The 21933-nt window shown below is 57.8% G+C and carries 16 protein-coding genes; 9 read left to right on the plus strand and 7 right to left on the minus strand.

Features of this window, described 5'->3' with window-relative positions; genetic code table 11:
• Nucleotides 1–1770, minus strand: a complete 1770-nt coding sequence (locus CYR32_RS07840) for a GMC family oxidoreductase (protein WP_101823832.1) — start codon at nucleotides 1768–1770, stop codon at nucleotides 1–3.
• Between the two features lie 54 nt (nucleotides 1771–1824).
• Nucleotides 1825–2550 (minus strand): gluconate 2-dehydrogenase subunit 3 family protein, encoded by a 726-nt coding sequence (locus CYR32_RS07845; protein WP_101823833.1) that lies wholly within the window; start codon nucleotides 2548–2550, stop codon nucleotides 1825–1827.
• Nucleotides 2551–3059: 509 nt separating this feature from the next.
• On the opposite strand from CYR32_RS07845, the gene CYR32_RS07850 reads away from it, so the two are divergent.
• The 5 genes from CYR32_RS07850 to CYR32_RS07870 all read left to right on the plus strand — a co-directional run bounded on the left by CYR32_RS07850 (nucleotide 3060) and on the right by CYR32_RS07870 (nucleotide 8324).
• A complete protein-coding gene (locus CYR32_RS07850; RefSeq protein WP_101823834.1) occupies nucleotides 3060–3839 on the plus strand; it encodes a siderophore-interacting protein in 780 nt (259 codons plus the stop codon).
• A 110-nt stretch (nucleotides 3840–3949) separates the two neighbouring features.
• Complete coding sequence (locus tag CYR32_RS07855; RefSeq protein WP_101823835.1) at nucleotides 3950–4498, plus strand: PadR family transcriptional regulator; 549 nt, start codon at nucleotides 3950–3952, stop codon at nucleotides 4496–4498.
• 281 nt (nucleotides 4499–4779) lie between these two features.
• Nucleotides 4780–6111, plus strand: a complete 1332-nt coding sequence (locus tag CYR32_RS07860) for an MFS transporter (protein ID WP_101823836.1) — start codon at nucleotides 4780–4782, stop codon at nucleotides 6109–6111.
• 155 nt (nucleotides 6112–6266) lie between these two features.
• Nucleotides 6267–7274: a zinc-dependent alcohol dehydrogenase family protein gene (locus CYR32_RS07865; RefSeq protein WP_101823837.1), complete on the plus strand. Its 1008-nt coding sequence runs from the start codon at nucleotides 6267–6269 to the stop codon at nucleotides 7272–7274.
• 78 nt (nucleotides 7275–7352) lie between these two features.
• Entirely contained in the window at nucleotides 7353–8324 is a 972-nt protein-coding gene (locus CYR32_RS07870; protein WP_101823838.1) for an alpha/beta hydrolase, read from the plus strand.
• Nucleotides 8325–8418: 94 nt separating this feature from the next.
• On the opposite strand, the gene CYR32_RS07875 is transcribed toward CYR32_RS07870, so the two are convergent.
• Together CYR32_RS07875 and CYR32_RS07880 are read right to left on the minus strand one after the other, a co-directional pair.
• Nucleotides 8419–9255, minus strand: a complete 837-nt coding sequence (locus CYR32_RS07875; protein WP_101823839.1) for a TIM barrel protein — start codon at nucleotides 9253–9255, stop codon at nucleotides 8419–8421.
• Nucleotides 9256–9279: 24 nt separating this feature from the next.
• A complete protein-coding gene (locus tag CYR32_RS07880) occupies nucleotides 9280–10728 on the minus strand; it encodes a sugar porter family MFS transporter (protein WP_101823840.1) in 1449 nt (482 codons plus the stop codon).
• Nucleotides 10729–11247: 519 nt separating this feature from the next.
• Here CYR32_RS07880 and CYR32_RS07885 point away from each other — a divergent pair.
• From CYR32_RS07885 to CYR32_RS07895, 3 genes are all read left to right on the plus strand, one after another.
• Entirely contained in the window at nucleotides 11248–12753 is a 1506-nt protein-coding gene (locus tag CYR32_RS07885; RefSeq protein WP_101823841.1) for a CoA-acylating methylmalonate-semialdehyde dehydrogenase, read from the plus strand.
• Between the two features lie 53 nt (nucleotides 12754–12806).
• Nucleotides 12807–13625: a 5-deoxy-glucuronate isomerase gene (gene iolB, locus CYR32_RS07890; protein WP_101823842.1), complete on the plus strand. Its 819-nt coding sequence runs from the start codon at nucleotides 12807–12809 to the stop codon at nucleotides 13623–13625.
• A gap of 346 nt (nucleotides 13626–13971) precedes the next feature.
• Nucleotides 13972–14850, plus strand: coding sequence for a hypothetical protein (locus tag CYR32_RS07895; RefSeq protein WP_101823843.1), 879 nt, complete (start codon nucleotides 13972–13974; stop codon nucleotides 14848–14850).
• Nucleotides 14851–15136: 286 nt separating this feature from the next.
• On the opposite strand, the gene CYR32_RS21660 is transcribed toward CYR32_RS07895, so the two are convergent.
• From CYR32_RS21660 to CYR32_RS07915, 3 genes are all read right to left on the minus strand, one after another.
• The gene (locus tag CYR32_RS21660) at nucleotides 15137–15310 is read right to left on the minus strand and encodes a hypothetical protein (protein ID WP_165698200.1); all 174 of its coding nucleotides are present in this window, start codon (nucleotides 15308–15310) and stop codon (nucleotides 15137–15139) included.
• A gap of 1117 nt (nucleotides 15311–16427) precedes the next feature.
• Entirely contained in the window at nucleotides 16428–17297 is an 870-nt protein-coding gene (locus CYR32_RS07910; protein ID WP_101823846.1) for a MurR/RpiR family transcriptional regulator, read from the minus strand.
• 216 nt (nucleotides 17298–17513) lie between these two features.
• A complete protein-coding gene (locus tag CYR32_RS07915; RefSeq protein ID WP_101823847.1) occupies nucleotides 17514–19448 on the minus strand; it encodes a bifunctional 5-dehydro-2-deoxygluconokinase/5-dehydro-2-deoxyphosphogluconate aldolase in 1935 nt (644 codons plus the stop codon).
• A 465-nt stretch (nucleotides 19449–19913) separates the two neighbouring features.
• Here CYR32_RS07915 and iolD point away from each other — a divergent pair, with 465 nt between their 5' ends.
• On the plus strand, nucleotides 19914–21854 hold the full coding sequence (gene iolD / locus CYR32_RS07920) for a 3D-(3,5/4)-trihydroxycyclohexane-1,2-dione acylhydrolase (decyclizing) (RefSeq protein WP_101823848.1): 1941 nt from the start codon (nucleotides 19914–19916) through the stop codon (nucleotides 21852–21854).
• Nucleotides 21855–21933: the final 79 nt, after the last annotated feature.

Below are 21933 nucleotides of genomic sequence, written 5' to 3' on the forward strand. Positions count from 1 at the left end.
TTACACCTGCACCAGTGGACCGGGGTTTTTCAGATACTGTTCCTTGATCGCCTGCGCCGCCATCAGGGTAATGGCACCGATGGTATCGGTGGGGTTCGCCTGGAAGTTCTGCGGGAAGGCGTTGCCGCCCGGCACGAACACGTTGTGCACGTCCCAGCTCTGCAGGTAGCGGTTCAGCGCCGAGGTGCGCGGGTCGTCACCCATCACTGCGCCGCCCACGTTGTGGGTCGAGACGTATTTGGTCAGGTCAAAGGTGGCGTCCATCGGCAGGAAGCTCATGCTCATGCTGTCCGGGTTCAGCTCTTTGGCGATGTTGCCGACAATCCCTTTCAGGTACTGCTGCAGTTTCAGTTCGTTCTGCTTCCAGTTGAAGGTCATGCGCAGCAGCGGCTGGCCGTGTTCGTTGGTGTAGTTCGGATCGAGATCGAGGTAGATATCGCGATAGGACATACAGGTGGTGGTGATGCTGATCTTCATCGAATGGCCGTACCACTCTTCCAGACCCTCTTTCCAGCCGGTGCCCCAGGTCGGCACACCCTTGGGCAGCGCGGTGCCGATCGGCGTACCGGTTGCCTGGGAGCTGTGGATTTTCGCGCCGCCGATAAAGCCGAGGCCCGGGCCGTCGAAGTTGCCCGGCGAGATGTCGTTGAACATCTGCCCGGTCGGGCCGGAGGTGGCAAACGGGTTGAAGTTTTTGTCTTTGAAGAACAGCGTCGCGCCGCCGTTGCTCAGGAAGGCGTAGTTACGGCCGACCACACCCTCTTCGGTTACCGGGTTATACGGCTTGCCGATGCCGGAAAGCAGCATCAGGTGCACGTTGTAGAGCTGGAAGCTGCTCAGCACCACGATTTTCGCCGGCTGGAAGCAGACGTTGCCGTGCTCGTCGATGTAGGTCACGCCTTTGGCGGTCTTCTTGTCATCGTGCAGCTCGACTTTCAGCACATTGGCGTGCACTTCGTAGGAGAAGTTGTCCATGCGCTTCAGCGCGTCCATCACCGCCGTCTGCGGCGAGGCTTTGGAGTAGTTCAGGCACGGGTACTTACTGCAGTAGCCGCAGTAGTTACACGGCGCGATCTGGTTGCCGTAAGGGTTGGTCCAGGCGCGGGAGACCGCGGCGGACGGGTTCGGGAACGGGTGGTAGCCGAGCTTTTTCGCCACGTCAGCGAACATCACGTTGTTGAGCGTGTCTTCCAGTGCCGGCAGCGGCATCGGGTTGGAGCGCGGGCCTTCGAACGGGTCGCCGCCCGGCAGGATCTTGCCGCGCAGGTTGCCGGTGTTACCGGACTGGCCGCAGATGCGCTCAAATTTGTCGTAGTACGGCTCGATCTCATCCCAGGTGAACGGGAAATCCATCACGCGCATATCGTCCTGAAGGATGCCGGGCTTGTAGGCCTCATCCGCATAGGTTTTCAGCTTCAGGTCGATAGGGGTCGGGCGGATCAGCACGCCGGTCCAGTGCAGGCCGGAGCCGCCCACGCCGCCGCCGGGCACAAACGCGCCCCATTTACGGGTTGGCAGGGCGGTTTCCTGCATGTTGTAGCGCACGGTCACCGCGGACTCTGCCGGGGTGGTCATCACTTTGTTACGCACGCCGTAGGCGTACTCATCTGCCGGTTTCGGATAGGCGAAATCGTCATAGGTACGGTCTGCGCCTTTTTCCAGCGCCCGCACTTTCAATCCTGCCATTGCCAGCTCGATACTCATCAGCGAGCCGGCCCAGCCCAGGCCGACCACAACGACGTCGACTTCTTCTTTATTCAGCTGTGCCATCATTTACCCTGTAAAAATCACAAAATTGCTAAAAACGTCTTACAACCGCGCGGTTCAGGCACGCGCGCCCTGCAGGCTCACCGGCCCCAGCGGGTAAGGGATGTTGTGCTGCTTCACCCACTCCAGATAGCTGGCACGCGCCCCCGGGAAACCGATGGCGATCCAGGCTTTCATCCCTTTATTGCCGCCGTAAATCGGGTCGGAAAGGTAGCCGTGTTTGGTATCGCTCAGCAGTTGGTTGAAGAAGTGCGACGGCTTCAGGTCGTTTTCACCCAGTGCGGCGAAATCGATGCCGTTTTTCTGCATTTGTGTCAGGGCGTCATCTTTTTCTTGCTGGGAGAGCTGGTGGAACGGCTTCTGATGCACGCTCTGGCTCCAGGCATTCACCAGGCGGATGCCGGTTTTATAGATCTGCTGCGGGCGGAACGGCAGCTGGTAACCCATGGTGGCCGGGGCTTTGGTGTTGAACGGCCCCTGCATGTAGATCTCTTCGCCGAAATCGCCATGCAGTTGCTGGTCAATAAACACCGGCACGTTGGTTTCCAGCGCGCCTGGGGCCTTGCCTTTGCCGCCGGCCGGGATCAGGCGGTCAGTGGCGGCGAGGATAAATTGCCACTCGTCGGCCTTGAAGAAGATCGGCTTGTAGGTGGCCAGATCGGGCGCGGCCAGTTCGGCGGCTTCTGCGGCAGTCAGCCCTTTCAGGATCATGCCGCTTAAAGGCAATGCAGCCAGCGACCCAAGCAGGAACTTACGTCGGGAAGTCTCTTTTTGAAGAAGCATAACGGGAGGGATCTCACATTAAAGGGTTGTTAATTTTTTATAGGTATCTTTAAAAGTTCGTTAGTTTACATAGCCGCACTTACCCTGAAAATGTTAATGGAATTACAAAATGCGAGCAAATGTAAATATAATTCAATAAGATGGCGAAAAAGCAGTCAGCCATAACATCGGGCTGACTTAACTTTTTCTTATCTATCAATGTGATGTTGATCACATCAGGAAACAGGAACCGGTTCCTAAATGCAGAGGGAAATGTAACAACGCACCGCACATTTCGGTAAACGGGTTTACTGACGGCCCATTTACAAGCTTTGCGGGTTACGAATGATAATCTTTCCGCGTCTGTATGATAGAAATGTTAAAAAAGGTCGCATGATGGAGTATCGGCAGTGCAGGGGCGCGGCTTTACAGATCCGGCCGCCTGATTGCGCAAAAAAAAGTTCTAAGATATATTTTGAGCCACCTGCCGGCCCGCCCGGTGCGACCCTACCTACCCAGAAGGAACCGCGATGCACGCCTCTACTGCCCCAGGTTTGACCCCGTTACCCACCCGCGTCCGCAATGAACTGGTCTTCCGGCAGATCAGCGTCAAACAGGCTGACACCGTCGCCGGCTGCTTCCGCCGCATTGTTTTCCAGGGCGACGCGCTACGGGGGTTCACCTCCGGCGGCTTTGATGACCACATCAAACTCTTTTTCCCGGACCCGGAGACGGGTGAGCTGCACCTGCCGCAGGTGACGCCGGAGGGCATCGTCTGGGGGGAGAAGCGCCCGGCCGCGCGTGACTATACGCCGCTGCATTTTGATGCCGCGGCCAATGAGCTGACGGTGGATTTCTTTATCCATGACCAGGGGCTGGCCAGTGACTGGGCGGTCGCCGCCGGGCCGGGGGATGCGCTGGCGATGGGCGGGCCGCGCGGCTCGTTGATTGTGCCGGAAACCTACCCGCACCAGATCTACCTCTGTGACGAATCCGGCTTACCGGCGCTGCGCCGCCGCCTGCTGGCGCTGGCACCGCATGAAGGGCTTAACGTGACCGCGCTGGTCAGCCACCACAGCCCGGACACCCGCGCCTACCTGGCCGATCTCGGTCATGTGCAGTGTGAGTGGCTGCCCGCTGATGCCGAGCAACTCGTTGCCCGGATGGCGGCGCTGCCCCTGCCGCCGGAAGACAGCTTTATCTGGATCACCGGTGAAGGGAGCGTGGTAAAAACGATCAGCGATGCGCTGCTCGAAAGAGGGGCCGACGCCGACCGGCTGCGCGCCGTGGCCTACTGGCACCAGAAATAGTTCCCGGGGGCGGCATTGGCCGCCCCGTTTTCCCCGGCGGCCTGTGCCTTGTAATCCGGGGGCCGCCCCGATATGCTTTTCCCCCCGATCTCCTGCCTGTGCCGCTGCCGATGAAAACCCCAATCAATAACGCCGACGTCCCGCTTATTTTTTCTCATGGTGAAAAAGGGCGCGGGGGCGTCAGTAAAAAGCAGCGTCGCGAGAAACTGTTCGATGCCAATGATATTCGCCTGCTGATGCTCTCGGTGCTGGAAACCCGGCCCGCGCATGGGTATGAATTAATTAAGGCGATTGAAGATCGCTCCGGCGGGGAATATGCGCCCAGCCCCGGCATTATTTATCCCAACCTTACCCTGATGGAGGAGATGGGCTATATCGACGCGGCGGAAAACAGCGGCGGTAAAAAAGCGTACCGGCTCGCCGACGCGGGCAGGGGCTTTCTGCATGAACAGCGTGAGACACTGGTGCGCGCCGATGCCCGGCTGCACGGGCTGGCGGTGCTGGCAAACAACCGCGCCATCCCGGAAATTGAGCGCGCGATCCATGAATTCCGTGTCGCGCTGAACCGGCGGCTCGCCAGGGAGGATGTTTCACCCGAAACGCTGCACACCATTATTGCCAGCCTGGAGCGCGCCGCCCGCGAGATTGAAAAGAGCTGACGCCCACGCCGTTCCCCATTTCCCCTGCGTTCCCCCCCTATTTACGCCCGCTGCCTTAAATAAAGAACAATGTGCGATCTACCGCGCATTGTCTTAGGCACTCTGATATTTATCGGCTTTATTCACGCTGTGAATTGGTACATCTGCACAATGGTATTCAGGTGAATGTCCTTTAAGATTTTATTTCTTTTCTGAATGTTTATTCCCCCCATTATTTCCCGCGGCGGGCGACTGCTGCGCGAAATAAAAAGCAGAAAATCAATCACCCTGAGGATCAAGAGATGAGCGTCACGACCGTTGAAGCGGCAGCGAAAGGGCACCGCACCCGCTATCTGATCTTACTGATTATTTTTATTGTTACCGCCGTCAATTATGCCGACCGCGCCACCCTCTCCATTGCCGGCAGCGCGGTGGGCAAAGAGCTGAACCTCAGCCCGATGGCGATGGGCTATATCTTCTCCGCCTTCGGCTGGGCCTATTTGTTGATGCAGATCCCTGGCGGCTGGCTGCTTGACCGCTTCGGCTCCAAGAAGGTCTACACCTACAGCCTCTTTTTCTGGTCGCTGTTTACCTTCCTGCAAGGTTTTGTGCACCTCGCGCCGCTGGCGTGGGCGGCGGCATCGATGTTTGCCATGCGCTTTATGCTCGGCTTCTCCGAAGCGCCCTCGTTCCCGGCCAATGCGCGCATCGTCGCGGCCTGGTTCCCGACCAAAGAGCGCGGCACCGCCTCGGCCATCTTTAACTCGGCGCAATACTTCTCCCTGGCGATCTTCTCCCCGCTGCTCGGCTATTTAACCTACGCCTGGGGCTGGCAGCATGTGTTCACCGTGATGGGGGCCATCGGTTTTGTGCTGACGGCGGTCTGGGTGAAATATATCCATAACCCCACCGATCACCCGCGAATGTCCAAACAGGAGCTGGATTATGTGGCGCAGGGCGGCGCGGTGGTGGACATGGATCACCCGCAGGCGAAAAAAGCGGGCGGCGGGCCGAAACTCGGTTACCTCAAACAGCTGCTGGCGAACCGGATGATGCTCGGCATCTTCTTCGGCCAGTACTTTATCAACACTATCACCTGGTTCTTCCTGACCTGGTTCCCGATCTACCTGGTGCAGGACAAAGGCATGTCGATCCTGAAAGTGGGGCTGGTCGCCTCGATCCCGGCGCTGTGCGGCTTTATCGGCGGCGTGGCGGGCGGCCTGTTCTCAGACGCCCTGATCAAGCGCGGCAAATCCCTGACGCTGGCGCGGAAACTGCCGATTGTGCTGGGGATGCTGCTCGCCTCCACCATCATCTTGTGCAATTACACCAACAGCACCGCGCTGGTGGTGGCACTGATGGCGCTGGCCTTCTTCGGCAAGGGCTTCGGCGCACTGGGCTGGCCGGTGATTGCGGACACCGCGCCGAAAGAGATTGTCGGGCTGTGCGGCGGCCTGTTTAACGTCTTCGGCAACGTCGCCTCCATCGTCACCCCGCTGGTGATTGGCTACCTGGTCAGCGAGCTGCACTCGTTCAACGCTGCGCTGATCTTCGTCGGCTGCTCCGCGCTGATGGCGATGGTCTGCTACCTGTTTGTGGTCGGCGAGATCAAACGCATGGAACTCAGGGTCTGACCCTTCCCCCGCCCAGAGAGGCACCCGCTGCGGTGCCTTTTTTATCCCCCGGATAAGCCTGCTGAACTACCCTTGAAACAGGCGGTGCCGCACAGGCACCCCTGTCTCAGGGGCGTTATGCCCGCCATTCACCTTTTGAATCAGCGTGGTATCCGATGAAAGCAGCAACACGCGGGCAAACGCCCGCCATTGAAAACATTGTGATTGGGCAGGTCGCGGAGCCGGGCGAACCGGGGCCGGGTGAGGTGCGGGTACGCATCCATGCCAACTCCCTTAACTTCCATGATTATGCCGTGGCCGCCGGCTTCATGCCTTCCGAGGCGGGGCGGCTGTTGCTGTCAGACGGCGCAGGCGTGGTAGAGAGCGTCGGCGCGGGCGTCACGGCCTTTAAGGCGGGTGACCACGTCGTCTCCTGCTTCTTCCCCGACTGGGAGGATGGCCCCTGCCCGGTGACCGGCTTCGCCCGCACGCCGGGTGACGGCATCGACGGCTACGCCACTCCCTGGGTGGTGCGCCCGGCCAGTTTCTTCACCCACGCGCCGCAGGGCTGGAGCCATGCGCAGTCTGCCACGCTCACCACCGCCGGGCTGACGGCCTGGCGCGCCCTGGTGGTTAACGGCGGCCTCAAAGCCGGGGACGACGTGTTGATCCTCGGCACCGGCGGGGTGTCGCTGTTCGCACTGCAACTGGCGAAAATGATGGGCGCGCGCGTCTTCGCCACCTCCTCTTCTGATGAAAAGCTCGAACGTTTGCAGGCACTCGGCGTCCACGCCGGGGTGAATTACCGGCAGCATCAGGACTGGGGCAAACAGATCTGGGAACTCACCGGCGGCCGCGGCGTTGACCATGTGATTGAGATCGGCGGGCCGGGCACGCTGGGCAACTCGATTGATGCGGTGGCTATCGGCGGCCATATTGCGCTGATCGGCGTCTTTACCGGGCTGGCGGGCGAGGTGCCGACCGCTCAGCTGATGGCGAAACAGGCCGCACTGCGCGGCATCACCGTCGGCAGCCGCCGCCACCAGCGGGAGATGATCCGCGCGTTGGAGGCCAACGCCGTCACGCCGCTGATCGACAAATCCTTCGCCCTCGAGGAACTGGCAGAGGCGTTCAACTATGAACACTCCGGTCAGCACATGGGCAAGATCGTCATCGAACAGTAACCGGCGCGCCACCGACAGGCCGCGGGTTTACACACAATGCACTGATGTTTATCCGTTTCACTTTTCCAGGAGAACCGCATGACCAACCCAATCACCCCGGAACAGGCCCCGACCGACCGCCATATCGAGCAGTTTCTCAACCAGCTTAACGCCGCCGGAGGGCCGCCGATGGAGCAACTCTCGCCGCAGGCGGCGCGGCAGGTGCTGACAGATGCGCAGAACTCGGTGGAGGTTGACCTCTCCGGCGTGGAGATCGCTGAGCGCACCGTGAACAGCGGCGGGCACGATCTCAGCCTGACCATTGTGCGGCCGCAGGGCGCGGCCGGTTTTCTGCCGGTGTTTATGTTCTTCCACGGCGGCGGCTGGGTGCTGGGTGACTTCCCGACCCACCAGCGGCTGGTGCGCGATCTGGTGGTGGAGAGCGGGGCAGCGGCGGTGTTCGTCAACTATACCCCGTCACCGGAGGCGCAGTACCCGGTGGCGATCCACCAGGCCTATGCGGCTACCTGCTGGGTGGCTGACCACGCCGCAGAGCTGAACCTCGACGGCGGGCGGCTGGCAGTGGTGGGCAACAGCGTCGGCGGCAACATGGCGGCGGTGGTGGCGATGATGGCCAAAGAGCAGGGCGCGCCGCGCCTGCGTTTTCAGCTTTTGTTCTGGCCGGTCACGGATGCGGCGTTTGAAACGGGCTCCTACCAGGCTTACCCCGACGGCTTTTTCCTCAGCCGTAATATGATGAAGTGGTTCTGGGACAACTACACCACCGATGAGAGCAAACGTGCCGAGCTGCACGCGTCGCCGCTGCGCGCCACGCCTGACCAGCTTGCCGGGCTGCCGCCAGCGTTGATTCAGGTAGCGGAATTTGATGTGCTGCGCGATGAGGGGGAAGCCTACGGCCGCAAACTGAATGAAGCCGGGGTAGAGACCACGCTGGTGCGCTACAACGGCCTGATCCATGACTTCGGGCTGCTGAACCCGCTCAGCCAGGTGCCGGCGGTGAAAGCGGCCTTGTCACAGGCGGCGCAGGCGCTGAAACAGCACCTCGCCTGACGGGTGAGGCAAGAAAAAAATACCCGGCCGTGGCAGCGGCCGGGCAGCGGGCCTCAGCCGCTCAGCGGCGTCAGCCAAACTTCGGGCGTTGCTGTCAGCCCTGAATCAGTGCCATGCTCTGCTTAATCTCGCGTTCAATGTCCGCCTCCTGCCAGCTCTCCAGTACCGAGGAGAACGGCTCAAACGAATAGATCCCCTGATACCCCAGCCGTTCCAGGTTATCCACCTGCTGTTTGCTTTTCAGCAGGTCGCCCTGGCTCAGCATGATGCGCTCTTCGTCAGTGAGCAGGGATTTGTCGCGCGGGTCTTCCACGCCGGAGAGGTGCACCAGCCCGATGCTCTCCATCGCCATCTGCTGGTCAAACTGCGCCTGATCCACCTCATCCAGATGGTGGTGGAAGGTGTCCACCACCAGTTTGTACGGGGCCGCCGAATCACGGATCAGCGACTGGGTCAGCAGGGAGGAGCGCAGCGAACTGATGCCGAAGCCGAGCGGCTCCACCAGCCCGGTGACGCCATACTGGGCGAATAGCGGGGCCAGCATCTGCAACGCCTGTAACGTCTCCTGCTGTTTCTGGTCTGCACTGCGCGTGTCGTCCGCGCTGCAATGGGGGCAGAGGATCAGCCCCTTGCTCCCGATCGCCTGCGCCTCACGCAACATCGCCTCCGCGTTGGCCCATACCTGGTCGCGCTCCGCCCCCAGGTTAAAGCGGCCCAGAGCGTTGATGGTGATGATTTCCATCCCATACTGCTGCGCCAGCGCCCGGACCTCCTGGCTGCTCAGGCCGTCCGTGACCTTGCCGCTGGGCATATCGTTGCGTAGCTCCACCTTATTCAGGCCGCATTTTTTGACCACCCGGAAAAACGCGTCCAGGGAGAGGTTTGGGGCAATTTTACGGTTGATGCAAAAACGGTGTTGCGCGATAGCCATGTTGTGACTCCATATACCGTAGCGTTATGACGAGGTTGAGTTGGAGGTGTCCTGCGCTGCGTGGGGGGCCGCCAGCGGCCGCCGGTCACGCTTCGCCAGGATCACATCGTCCATTTTTTCCAGAGAGACACCTTTGGTTTCCGGTACATAACGGGAGATAAACCAGAAACTGAATACGCAGAGCGCCGCGAAGACCCACATCGGGAATGCGCCGTGGAAATGGGAGAAGAGGTAAGGGTGGTCGTTAATCATCGGGAAGGATTGCGACACCACAAAATTGACGATCCACATCGCGCCCACCGCCAGGCTCATGCCCTGCGCGCGCATCCGGTTGGGGAAGATCTCTGAGATCAGCACCCAGGTGCCGACCCCCCAGGAGAGGGCGTAGAAGGTCATAAAGAAGAGCATCCCGCCCAGCGCCAGGTAGCCGCTGTCCTGGCTGTAGAGGGCGAACGAGGTGATCAGCAGCCCGATAATCGCCCCGGCGGTGCCGGCGCGCATCAGCGGGATGCGGCCCACGCGATCCATCAGCGACGCGCCGATCACCGAGCCGGCCAGCTGCACCACGCCGATCCAGATCGTCTGGAACATCGCTGCCTCGGCGTTGCCGGTCACCTCTTTCAGCACCACCGGCGCGTAGTACATCATCACGTTCACGCCGGTGACCTGTTGCAACACGGCGATCATCGCGCCGACAAACAAAATGAAGCGCACCTTGCTGTCACGCAGGCTCAGCCGGGCGCTGTGCTGCCGGGCATCCTTTTGCAGGGATTCCTTAATCTCCGCCAGCACGTGCGCCGCATGGGCCGGGTTGGAGAGCCGGGAGAGCAATGCCAGCGCCTGCTCGTCACGCCCGGTCATTGCGCACCAGCGCGGGGATTCAGGAATAAACAGTACCAGGATACAAAACAGCACGCAGGGCAGCACGCCTGAGGCGAACATCCAGCGCCAGCCCATCTCCACCAGCCACTGCTCGGTGGCAAGCCCGGCAATTTTGTAATTCACATAGAAGATCAGGATCTGGCCGAAAACGATGGCAAACTGCTGCATACTCAGCGCCCGCCCGCGCATATCCTTGGGCGAGACTTCCGACATATACATCGGCGACACCGTGGCCGCCAGCCCGACCGCCACACCGCCGATAATGCGGAAAATCACAAACCAGGTGAAGGTGTGCGCCAGCGAGGCCCCGATAGCCGAAATGGTAAACAGCAGCGCCGCCAGCATCAGCGCCTTTTTACGCCCCCAGCGTGCCGCCACGCCACCGGCACAAAACGCGCCCGCCACGCAGCCAATCACCACATTTGATACGGCCCAGCCGGTTTCAGCCGGGGTCAGCCGGAAGTAGATCTTTAAGGATTCAATCGCGCCGGAGATCACGGCGGTGTCATAGCCGAACAGGATGCCGCCGAGAGCGGCAATGGCGCAGATGCGCAGGATATAGCCGGTATTATGCTTTCGTTGAATGACCATACAGACTCCGTTGGCGCACACGACCAGGGTTCGCGCGCTATGAGGAACATCAGGGTAATTCGTGCCGTGAGGGGACCCACACCGCCTGCGCTTAAAAGAACATTTATTCCACTATTTTAAAATAATGAAATATTGATTTTTCGACACGCTTCAAAAAATTCACTGCGGTTTCACGCAACATCCAGACAACATGAGAGCTGCCTTCCAGGATATTCCCCGTCACGGTAAGGGCATTCTGCTGCCCTTGGCGGCGCGGTGTGGTTAACTTTTTGTGAATGCTGAAGTGTGGTCTGGAAGCTGCCTCGCACCCTGCAGGGTGCTTTCATGACAGCGTTCACATTTTTGCGAGGCGTGCCGCTAAAATAAAAAATTCCAAAACAAAATATTTGAAACTTTTTTTTCAATGAAATAGAGTTTTTGCCAACAACGGCTTAACAGGCGGCGCAGAGTGCGCTCCGGTTTATGCCCCCGCAGGCCCGGCACAGCCCGGCCACACCGATCACAACATGAGGGTGAGACATGAACATCGTGGGTAACTTTATTGGCGGCAAAAGCAGCCTCAGCGCCAGCAACCAGACGCTGCCGGTCTACAACCCGGCCACCGGCAAGGCCGATCGCAACGTCACACAGAGCACCGGCGAAGAGGTGCTGGCAGCCATTGAAACGGCACACCAGGCCTTCCCGGCCTGGGCTGCCACCACGCCGCTGCGCCGCGCCCGCATCATGTTCAACTTCAAGGCGTTGCTGGAGCAGCACCGTGATGAGCTGGCGGAACTGATCGTCAGCGAGCACGGCAAGGTCTACTCCGACGCGCTGGGTGAGCTGACCCGTGGGATGGAAGTGGTGGAGTTTGCCTGCGGCATCCCGCACCTGATCAAAGGCGAATACTCGCCGGACGTCGGCGGCGGCGTGGACAGCTTCTCCATGCAGCAGCCGCTGGGGGTAGTGGCGGGCATTACGCCCTTTAACTTCCCGGCCATGGTGCCGATGTGGATGTTCCCGATCGCGCTGGCCTGCGGTAACACCTTTGTGCTGAAGCCCCCGGCGCTGGTGCCGTCTGCCTCGGTGCGCATGGCGGAACTGCTGAAAGAGGCGGGCCTGCCGGATGGCGTGTTCAACGTGGTGCACTGCGCCAATGAGCACGCCGAACAACTCTATACTGACCCGCGCGTGCAGGCGGTGAGCTTTGTCGGCTCCTCCACCGTCGCGGAGTACATCTATAAAACCGCCAGCGCCCACGGCAAGCGTGTGCAGGCATTCGGCGCGGCGAAAAACCACGCCATCATCATGCCGGATGCCGACCTGGACGCCACCGTCAACGCGCTGATGGGCGGGGCGTTCGGCTCGGCGGGCGAGCGCTGCATGGCCCTGCCGATCGCCGTGGTGGTGGGTGACAGCACCGCAGACAAACTGGTGGAAAAACTCAAACCGCTGATTGCCCAGCTGCGGGTCGGGCCGGGGCTGCAACAGGGTGGCGAAGAGAATGAGATGGGGCCGCTGGTCTCCTCGGATCACCAGAAAAAGGTGGTGGGTTACATCGACAAAGGGGTAGAAGAGGGCGCGACGCTGGTGGCCGACGGCCGCAACTACAAAGTGCCGGGCGCGCCGGACGGCTACTTCGTCGGCGGGACGCTGTTTGACCATGTGACGCCGGAGATGGTGATCTACCGCGAAGAGATCTTCGGGCCGGTACTGGGCATTGTGCGGGTGCCGGACTACCAGACCGCCATTGAGACCGTGAACGGCCACGAATACGGCAACGGCAGCGCCATTTTCACCAGCAACGGCCGCTATGCGCGTGAGTTCGTCAGCAGTGTGCAGGCGGGGATGGTCGGCGTGAATGTGCCGGTGCCGGTGCCGATGGCCTTCCACAGCTTCGGCGGCTGGAAACGCTCGGTGTTCGGTGCGCTGAACGTTCACGGCACCGACGGCGTGCGCTTCTACACCCGCATGAAAACCGTGACCGCCCGCTGGCCGACCGGCCAGCAAACGGTTTCCGAATACAGTATGCCGACGCTGGGCTAAGTTAACGGACAAGCGTTAACAGGCGACAGTTAACAGACGTACAGGAGGGAACGATGTCTTCACTGCTTTCCAAATGCCAGAAACCGGACGCGCAAGGGCGCGTCCAGCACATCACCCCGGAAAATGCCGGCTGGGAGTACGTCGGGTTTGACGTCTACCAGCTGGAGGCGGGCCAGGCGCTGACGCTGCACAGTGACGGCAACGAGCTTTGCCTGGTACTGGTGGCCGGGCTGGCATCCGTTTCGACCAGCAAGGCGGAGTTTCCGCACATCGGCAAACGCATGAGCCCGTTTGAGCGGGTGCCGCCCTATTCGGTCTATGTGCCGCACCATGAGACGGTCAACATTCTGGCGGAGAGCGCGCTGGAGCTGGCAGTGTGCCGTTCGCCCTCCTCCGGCACCCTGCCGGCGCGGCTGATTGCGCCGGAAGAGGTCGGGGTAGAGCGCCGCGGCAAGGGGCGCAACAAACGGCTGGTGCATAACATCCTGCCGGACAGCGAGCCTGCCGACAGCCTGCTGGTGGTAGAGGTCTACACCGCCGAAGGGGACACCAGCTCCTACCCGAGCCACAAGCACGATGACAAAAACTCGCCGGATGAGACCTACCTGGAAGAGTCCTATTACCACCGGCTCGACCCGGCGCAGGGGTTCTGTATGCAGCGCGTCTACACCGATGACCGCTCGCTGGATGAGTGCATGGCCGTCTACAACGGGGATGTGGTGAAAGTGCCGCGCGGCTACCACCCGGTCGCCACCCTGGCCGGTTACGACAGCTACTACCTCAACGTCATGGCCGGCCCGGTCAGGAAATGGAAATTCACCTGGGAAAAAGATCACGCCTGGATCAACAGCGATCAGTACCCGAAAGGGTGATCGCGCACCAGACAACAACGGCCACCCCAGGGTGGCCGTTTTTATTGCCTGATGGCAGGCAGAAACGTTATTTATATTTTATAAGGCAAATATTTATACTGTGAATATGTTCTATCTTTTGAAGCCCCACAGAAAAATTAAGAGTAAATTAAATATTAATTAATAAGAAATAAAATTTCACCTTCAAGAAAATAATCTATTAATTTCAAGAATAGGCTCGCTGGGTAAACCATTTAACCTTTTGAATAATAAATAATTCATCGTGAATACTACTATTCCTACCATTTATTGAATGAATTTTTTTTATCAACGCGTTTTTTGTGAAGGCTTACCATACTGAACCGGCTTGTTTATAAAAGAGGCAGGGATTTATAATTTTCGCTTATCAAATTATTTTTTGAGTGTCGGAATAATGAAAGTAATCACGGTTACTATTGATGGCGAGAACTATAACTTTGCAACACATGAAAACCAAACCGGATTATACGTCCGCGGTACCACGGCTCCGGCTGCTGAAAATAAAGTGATTGTTGTCACGGTTCCCAGAGTTATCGTCGTCACCCGGAATAATGGCGACATCTTATTTATTTTGCGCGGCGCTGAAAAAGATGAGTACAGCGTCATTACCGCACAAAAATTATATGACAAACTGGCCTATCAATGGTTTGAACCACTGGCCGATAACTACCGGGAGCTCCTGTATGTAAACACGTCTGACGACGTGAAAGAGGCTTATCGGCATTTTACCTGGGAAGATATAGACAAGTTTGCTTGTGTGGATAGGTTTGCACTTAGTTACCATAAAAACATGCCTGGCGATTGGAAAAAGAATCCGGAAGGGGGAGCAGGATACCTTTTAACCATGATTGAAGGAATGCCTTACTGGTGTGACGCCATAGGGCAGATACCTTTTGCAGTAGATACTTATAGATTACATAAAAATATTCCGGAAACTATAAATACTGGGATAGCTTGGGGCACAGGCATTGCTAAAGACGCTTTCATGAAAAATAAAGACTATTCAAATAAATATGACAACTTCTTTGTATTAAGAGGCGCGCTTTATGCCGCGAAAAAATTCACTTATGAGATATCACCTCACCGTGATAACTACCCCAGCGTTAACGTAGTGGAAAATATACAACCGATAAATGCATCACTGCTTGGCCAGGCCATTTCACAACAGGATTTTGATAACTATGCGATTTGGAATAAAAAGCGCTAGTCTGCTTGTTTGTATAAGAATAGCGCTGGCGATTTTATTGTGCGCTGCCGGGTTTTATCTCTATGTCATAGGCTATGCAACCTATGCAGAATATTTCCCTTTACGCAGATCACAGGAATTACACCTTATAGATATTTTCCCTTATTATTTCTTTATGGTTCTACCGGTGTCGGTTATAAGTGTATTTATATCTATACGTATGGCAGGGATGATAATCTTTTTAATGGCAGCAGGGAGTTTAAGCCAATGGCAGAATCATAGTTACTCAAGTGAACCGCTGATCGCGTTATGTGCGGCTGTGCAATGTTCTTTTCTTATATTTTTGAATTATTTTTTCTATAAAATAAATAATTAAATTCACGCTGAGGTAGATATGAAAATCAGCATAAAAAGGGATTATCTCTTTTTTATTAGAATAATAATCGTCATGGTCTGCTTTTTCCTGATGGTGTGCATTCATGATACTGGTCATTATCTCTATACCCAGTACTTTCGTACACATAGCCGGGGTTATAGTATTGGCTATGTTGTCTATTATATGAATTGGTTTATCTTGCCATCCTTTTTCCTGGTGGCGTTCTTAAAAAGAAAATGGGGCATAACGGTTATGATAGGCGTTCTGTTTCTTTTGTTGTATTAGTTTGTCGATTATTACCCTTTACGGACGCTATTGGTTTTCCTGTCAAGCCTCTTACCCTACGCCATTATTTTTTGCATGAATGGATGGTTGGAGAGAAGAATGTCTTTTAAGAAGGGTGAGTTATGAACCGTAAATTAACTAATTTGCTGGTTAATATCATGCTGTCTGTACTAGTTATGGTGATTTATGTCGCATTACATATCATAGGTCATGATTTTTATATGGAATTTTACACACCTACAACGCGGGGGTTGTCTCTGCGTTTTGTAATATACGATGCAGTGTATATTATTTTTCCTTTTATCAAAAGTCATTATTCATGGGCAGGGGGGAGTTGTTCTTTTCTACTTATATATAACAGGATTCTCTGACTATGCTCTTCGGATCATGCTGATGATGATATGTTCATGTTCTTCTTATTTGTTTTTAGGGTTTGCTGGGTATTTTATTAATAGGAAATTAAAAGATCAATGATTCACCGAAGAGATTATTGTTTGGGGGTGCTGTGAGGATTAAAATAAACAGGGATTACCTTTTCTTTATTAAGATAACTATTGTCATGTTTTGCTTTTTCTTGATGGTATGGATTCATGATATAGGATATGACATCTATATGACTTATTATACGCCACGCAGCCGAGGGGTAGGACTTGGTTTCGTCTTTATCTACTCAGTGTTCTTTATCCTCCCCTCATTTTTTGCAGTAATATTTTCACCTCTGCGATGGGGCGTGATGATTGTTGCGGCTGTTATGGGCGCTCTGTTTTATTTGTGGTTCGGAAGCAATCCGCTCAGGGTCATATTAATGGCTCTTTCGAGCCTCTTACCCTATGCCATCCTATTTGTTATGAATGCGTGGCTGAAGAAAAGAATAAAATAGATTGTCGCAACAACGGCCACCCCAGGGTGGCCGTTTTTTATTGGTTGCCCGGCGCGGTTACCGGCTGGGCTGGGCGTTGAGGGCGCTGATGGTGCCGTCATGGGCGTTGGTCAGGGCGAGGGAGACGGCGAGGGTCTGGGCGAGGCACATCGAGGCGACCTGTGAACGGAAGCCGTCTACCTGCGCTTCGCGTACCACAAAACAGACGTCGCTGAAGGCGGCCAGCGGGCTGACCTGGCTGTCAGTGATCGCGATCTGCTGGGCACCCTGTTTCGCGCCGAGCTGCACCAGATCCACCGCTTCCTGCGCATACGGCGAGTAGCTGATGGCGATCACCACATCTTTCGGCTTCACCATGCTGAGCTGCTCGGTAAACATGCCGCCCAGCCCGTCGATCAGGAAGGCGCGGCGCTCCAGGTGGCGCAAGGCATAGGTGAGGTAAGAGGCGACGCTGAAGGAGCGGCGCAGGCCAATCACATAGATGGTGTCGGCGTTGTTAAGCAGATCCACCGCTTTTTCCAGCTGGTCAGGGCTGATCTGCATCGCCAGCTGTTGCAACGCCTGCGCATTCACCATCGTGAACACATTCAGGATCTCCGCCGGTTTCTCCGGCACGGCGTTCTCTTCCGTCGAGGTCTGGCGGAACAGGCGCGCGCGCTCGGTGTAGCTCACCGTCTCTTCCATCAGGTGCTGGCGGAAAACCTGTTTCATTTCATTGAACCCGCTGAAACCAAAAGCGTTGGCGAAACGGATCAAGGTCGAGGGCGGCACGCTGGCCTGGGCGGCAATCGAGGCCACGGTATCAAAGGCGATGCTGTTACTGTTATCAAGAATATAGCGGGCCACCTGCTTCAGGCGCTTGCTCAGCGTGTCGTAGCGACGGCGGATCTCATCCTGCAGCAAGGAGAGTTGGGTCGGGTTAGTCATGTCAGTGGCTCACAGAGAAGACAGGGGATCAGGAAAACAAAACACGTTTTCATTGTGGCTATTCTACCAGATGAATCGAAAATTTCATTTAATGTGGCTGAACCCCGGATTTATTTCATCGGACCTTGAAAAGGCTCACAGATCGCTTAAAAAATAGCGGAAAAGGCGCTGTCACCGGCCATAAAAAACGGCCCCCGCAGGAGCCGTTTCAGACTGTTACTGTTTCAGGGCGTCCGGCAGGGGGCGCACGTCACGCCAGTAACCGATCAGCGTCAGGTAGTTCTGTTTCACCTGGCGGATCAGCGCGGCGTCATCCAGTTCACCCTGCAGCCACTGGCGTGACGCCTGGCCGAAGATGGTGCGGCCCACGGCGAAGCCTTTCACCCACGGCGCGGCGGCAGCCTCGGCAAAGCCCGCTTTCAGCTCCGCTTCCGGCGCGTCCAGGCCGAGGATTACCACGCCCCGGCAGTGCGGGTCGTTGGCTTCAATCACCTTGCCGACCTGTTCCCAGCCGCTGACGGAGAGCGGCGGCAGTTTCCACCAGTCCGGCTGGATGCCGAGCTGGTAGAAGCGCGCCAGGGACTCCACGTAGAAGCGCTCATCTTTGTCAGGGCTGTTCTCCGGCAGAATCACCTCCAGCAGCAGTTCATGGCCGCTCTGGCAGCAGGCGCGCCAGACGTCGAGCAACTGCGCCTCCTGTTCCCGGCGTAACGCCTCCGGATCTTGCGGGTGGTAGAACACCAGGCATTTCACCACATGCTCCAGCGGCCAGCTCACCAGCTGCGAGCCAAGGTTGCCGTGCTCCAGCCGCAGCGGGCGCGAGCCGGGCATCTCAATCGGGCGGCCGATCCACCAGCCCTGGCCGGTGATGGCGTTCAGCGCCGGCTGGCCGTAAGTGGTATCGGCCAGGATGCCGCTGTTATGCGCCAGCCCCGCCTCGGTGGCGGCCTCGCGGGCGGCCTGGAGCAGCAGCTGTTTCAGCACCGGGATTTTCTGGTAGTCCGTTCCGGCTTCGTCCGCCATCTCTTCAAGCTGTTTACGGTGGTCGAAGGCGAAAACGCACAGCTCCGGCCACGCCTGTGTGCGGGTGGTGACGCGATGCAGATGGTTGAGGCGCACGTCGCGATCCGGGCGTTTCACCCCGGTGTCGCGCTTCAGGTAGTCGTCCAGCTCCTCTTTGGTCGGCATCGCCGGGGCGCAGCCGTGGCGTGACACCACCAGCGCCCCGCAGGCGTTGGCGTAGCGGCAGGCCTGGTCCCAGCCCTCGTCATTGAGGTAGCCGCGCAGCAAACCGGACATAAAGGCATCGCCCGCGCCCAGCACATTCAACACATCTACCCGCACGCCCGAATGCAGTTTGACCTGATCCCACCCTTCCGGGATCGCGCCCTCAAACACCGAGCAGCCCTGTGCGCCACGCTTGCAGACCAGCGCAGCCTGGGTGTGGCGGCGCACATTCGCCAGCGCCGTCAGGGTGTCGGTGCTGCCGCCGGCGATATGGAACTCCTCTTCGGTACCGACGATCAGGTCAAACTTGTCCAGCACCTGCTGGAGCTGGCGGGTCACCGGTTCGGACTCAATAAACCGCGTTTCGCCGTCGCCCAGTGAGGTCAGCCCCCAGAGCACCGGCCGGTAGTCGATGTCCAGCGCGGTGCGCAGGCCATGTTTACGGGCGTAATCCAGCGCTTTCAGCACCGCGGCGCGGGTATCGGGGTGGGAGAGGTGGGTGCCGGTCACCGCCACGGCGCGCGCGGAGGCGATGTAATTTTCGTCGATATCCTCGGGCACCAGCCCCATGTCGGCGCAGTTATCGCGGTAGAAGATCAGCGGAAAGGTCTCCTGATCCTTGATGCCGAGCATCACCAGCGCGGTCAGGCGTTGGGTGTCGGTGATCAGGTATTGGGTGTCCACGCCCGCCCGTTGCAGCGTTTCACGCAGGAAGCGGCCGTTATGCTCATCACCGACGCGCGCCAGCATGGCGGACTTCAGCCCCTGAATGGCCGTGCCGTAAGCCACATTGCCGGATGAACCGCCGAGGTACTTGGAAAACGTGCTCATATCTTCCAGCCGGGCACCGATCTGCTGACCATACAGGTCAACCGCAATGCGGCCAATACAGATGACATCCAGCTGTTTTGGGTGTGTCGCCATACCAGATTCCTTCTTTAAAGGGGGGTGAAGAAGCATTTTGTCGCAGTATGAGGAATAAAAATTTCAAATACAAGAATGAATGAAATTAGAAAACCAGAATTGTGAGGGGGATTAAACGGCTGCCTTTCTGACCCGTGGCTTTCTGGCCGGAATCGCGGCAAAACCGCGCTGCATCAGGGTTAGAACAGGCCGCAAAGTGGGTGTGCGTCGGGTCACACTGAGGATGAAAGCGCCGATAACCCGTTGAATTGTCATGTCGGGGTAACAGGCATGTGGCAAAAAGGTGAATGGACGTTTTATTTCATTTTTTGATCTCTCTCGCAAAATGAAATGTTTCTTCTGGAATGGGATTTTGTGGAAAAAAAATTTGTTTATAATCCCTCCACGTTTCACCCCACCGGGCTGAAAGGGTAGCCGCTCCACGGCCCGCTGCCACCGGACAACGCAAACAGGAAGGGTACAACAATGGCTAAGACGAGACTCACGATGGCGCAGGCGCTGGTTAAGTTCCTGGATAACCAATATGTCCTGGTGGATGGGGCTGAGCACAAATTCGTCAAAGGGATTTTTGCCATTTTCGGCCACGGCAACGTGCTGGGGCTGGGGCAGGCGCTGGAACAGGATTGCGGCTCGCTGGTGGTGCATCAGGGGCGCAATGAGCAGGGCATGGCGCACGCCGCCATCGGCTACGCCAAACAGAAACTGCGCCGTGAAATCTACGCCTGCAGCGCCTCCGTGGGGCCGGGCTCGGCCAATATGGTCACCGCCGCGGCGACCGCCACCGCCAACCGCATCCCGCTGCTGCTGCTGCCGGGGGATGTGTTCGCCACCCGCCAGCCCGACCCGGTGCTGCAACAGATTGAACAGTCTCACGATCTCAGCATCAGCACCAACGACGCCTTCCGCGCCGTAAGCAAATATTGGGACCGCATCTCACGGCCGGAGCAGCTGATGAGCGCCTGCCTCAACGCGATGCGGGTACTGACCGACCCGGCAGAAACCGGCGCGGTAACGCTCTCCCTGCCGCAGGATGTGCAGGGCGAAGCCTATGACTACCCCGACTACTTCTTCCAGAAACGGGTGCACCGTATGGACCGCCGCCTGCCGACTGAGGGCATGTTGCAGGATGCGCTGGCGCTGCTGGCCGGCAAGCGCAAGCCGCTGATTGTCTGCGGCGGCGGGGTGAAATATGGGGCAGCGGCGGCGGCGTTACAGCAGTTTGCCGAACAGTTCGCGATTCCGTTTGCTGAAACCCAGGCGGGCAAGGGCGCGATTGTCTCGGAGCACCCGCTGAACCTCGGCGGCATCGGCGAAACCGGCAGCCTGGCGGCCAATACGCTGGCCAAAGAGGCCGATCTGGTGATCGGCATCGGCACCCGTTACACCGACTTCACCACCTCCTCGAAATGGATTTTCCAGAACCCGGAGGTGGCCTTCCTTAACCTCAACGTCAGCGCCTTTGATGCCGGCAAGCTCGACGGCGTGCAGCTGCTGGCAGACGCCCGCGAAGCGCTGGATGCCCTGGCACCGCGGCTGGCTGACACCGGCTACCGCGCCCAGTGGGGTGACGCCATCCGCGCAGCGCGGGAAAGCCTCTACCGTGAGGTTGACCGGGTCTACCAGGTCGAATACAGCGGCGAAGAATTTGTGCCGGAGATCGACGACCATCTCGACCGGAAAAAGGTGTTCGCCGAATTTATTGAACAGACCAACTCCGTGCTGACGCAAAGCAAAGTGCTGGGCACGCTGAATGAGTGCCTGCCGCAGGACGCGGTGATCGTGGCGGCTTCCGGCAGTTTGCCGGGCGATTTGCAGCGCGTCTGGCGTACCACCGGCGTCAACGGTTACCACGTCGAATATGGCTACTCGTGTATGGGGTATGAGGTGAATGCCTCGCTGGGCGTCAAGCTGGCGGAGCCGGACCGTGAGGTTTATACGCTGCTGGGCGACGGCTCCTTCATGATGCTGCACTCCGAGCTGGTCACCTCAATTCAGGAAGGCTGCAAAATTAACGTGGTGCTGCTCGACAACATGACCAATGGCTGCATCAACAACCTGCAGATGGAACACGGCATGAACAGCTTCAGCACCGAGTTCCGCTTCCGCGACGCGGAAACCAACAGCCTGACCGGCGGCTTCGTGCCGGTGGATTTCGCCATGCTGGCCCAGGCCTACGGCTGCAAAACCTACCGCGTCACCACCTATGCGCAATTGCGCGAGGCGCTGGAGGATGCGCGCAAACAGACTGTCTCCACGCTGATAGACATCAAAGTGCTGCCGAAAACCATGGTGCACAAGTACTTCAGCTGGTGGCGCGTCGGCGGCGCGCAGGTCTCGGAAAGCAGCCGCATCCAGCAGGTGGCGGAGATGCTGAACCACAACATCAGCAAAGCGCGCGACTACTGATTCACCGGGCGGCCGCGGCTGCCCGGTTCTACCGCTTCACGCCGTTAACCATTAAGCGCAATTAAGCCGTATGCGATGA

Origin of the sequence: Chimaeribacter coloradensis, assembly GCF_002858715.1 — a bacterium.
GTDB lineage: Bacteria > Pseudomonadota > Gammaproteobacteria > Enterobacterales > Enterobacteriaceae > Chimaeribacter > Chimaeribacter coloradensis.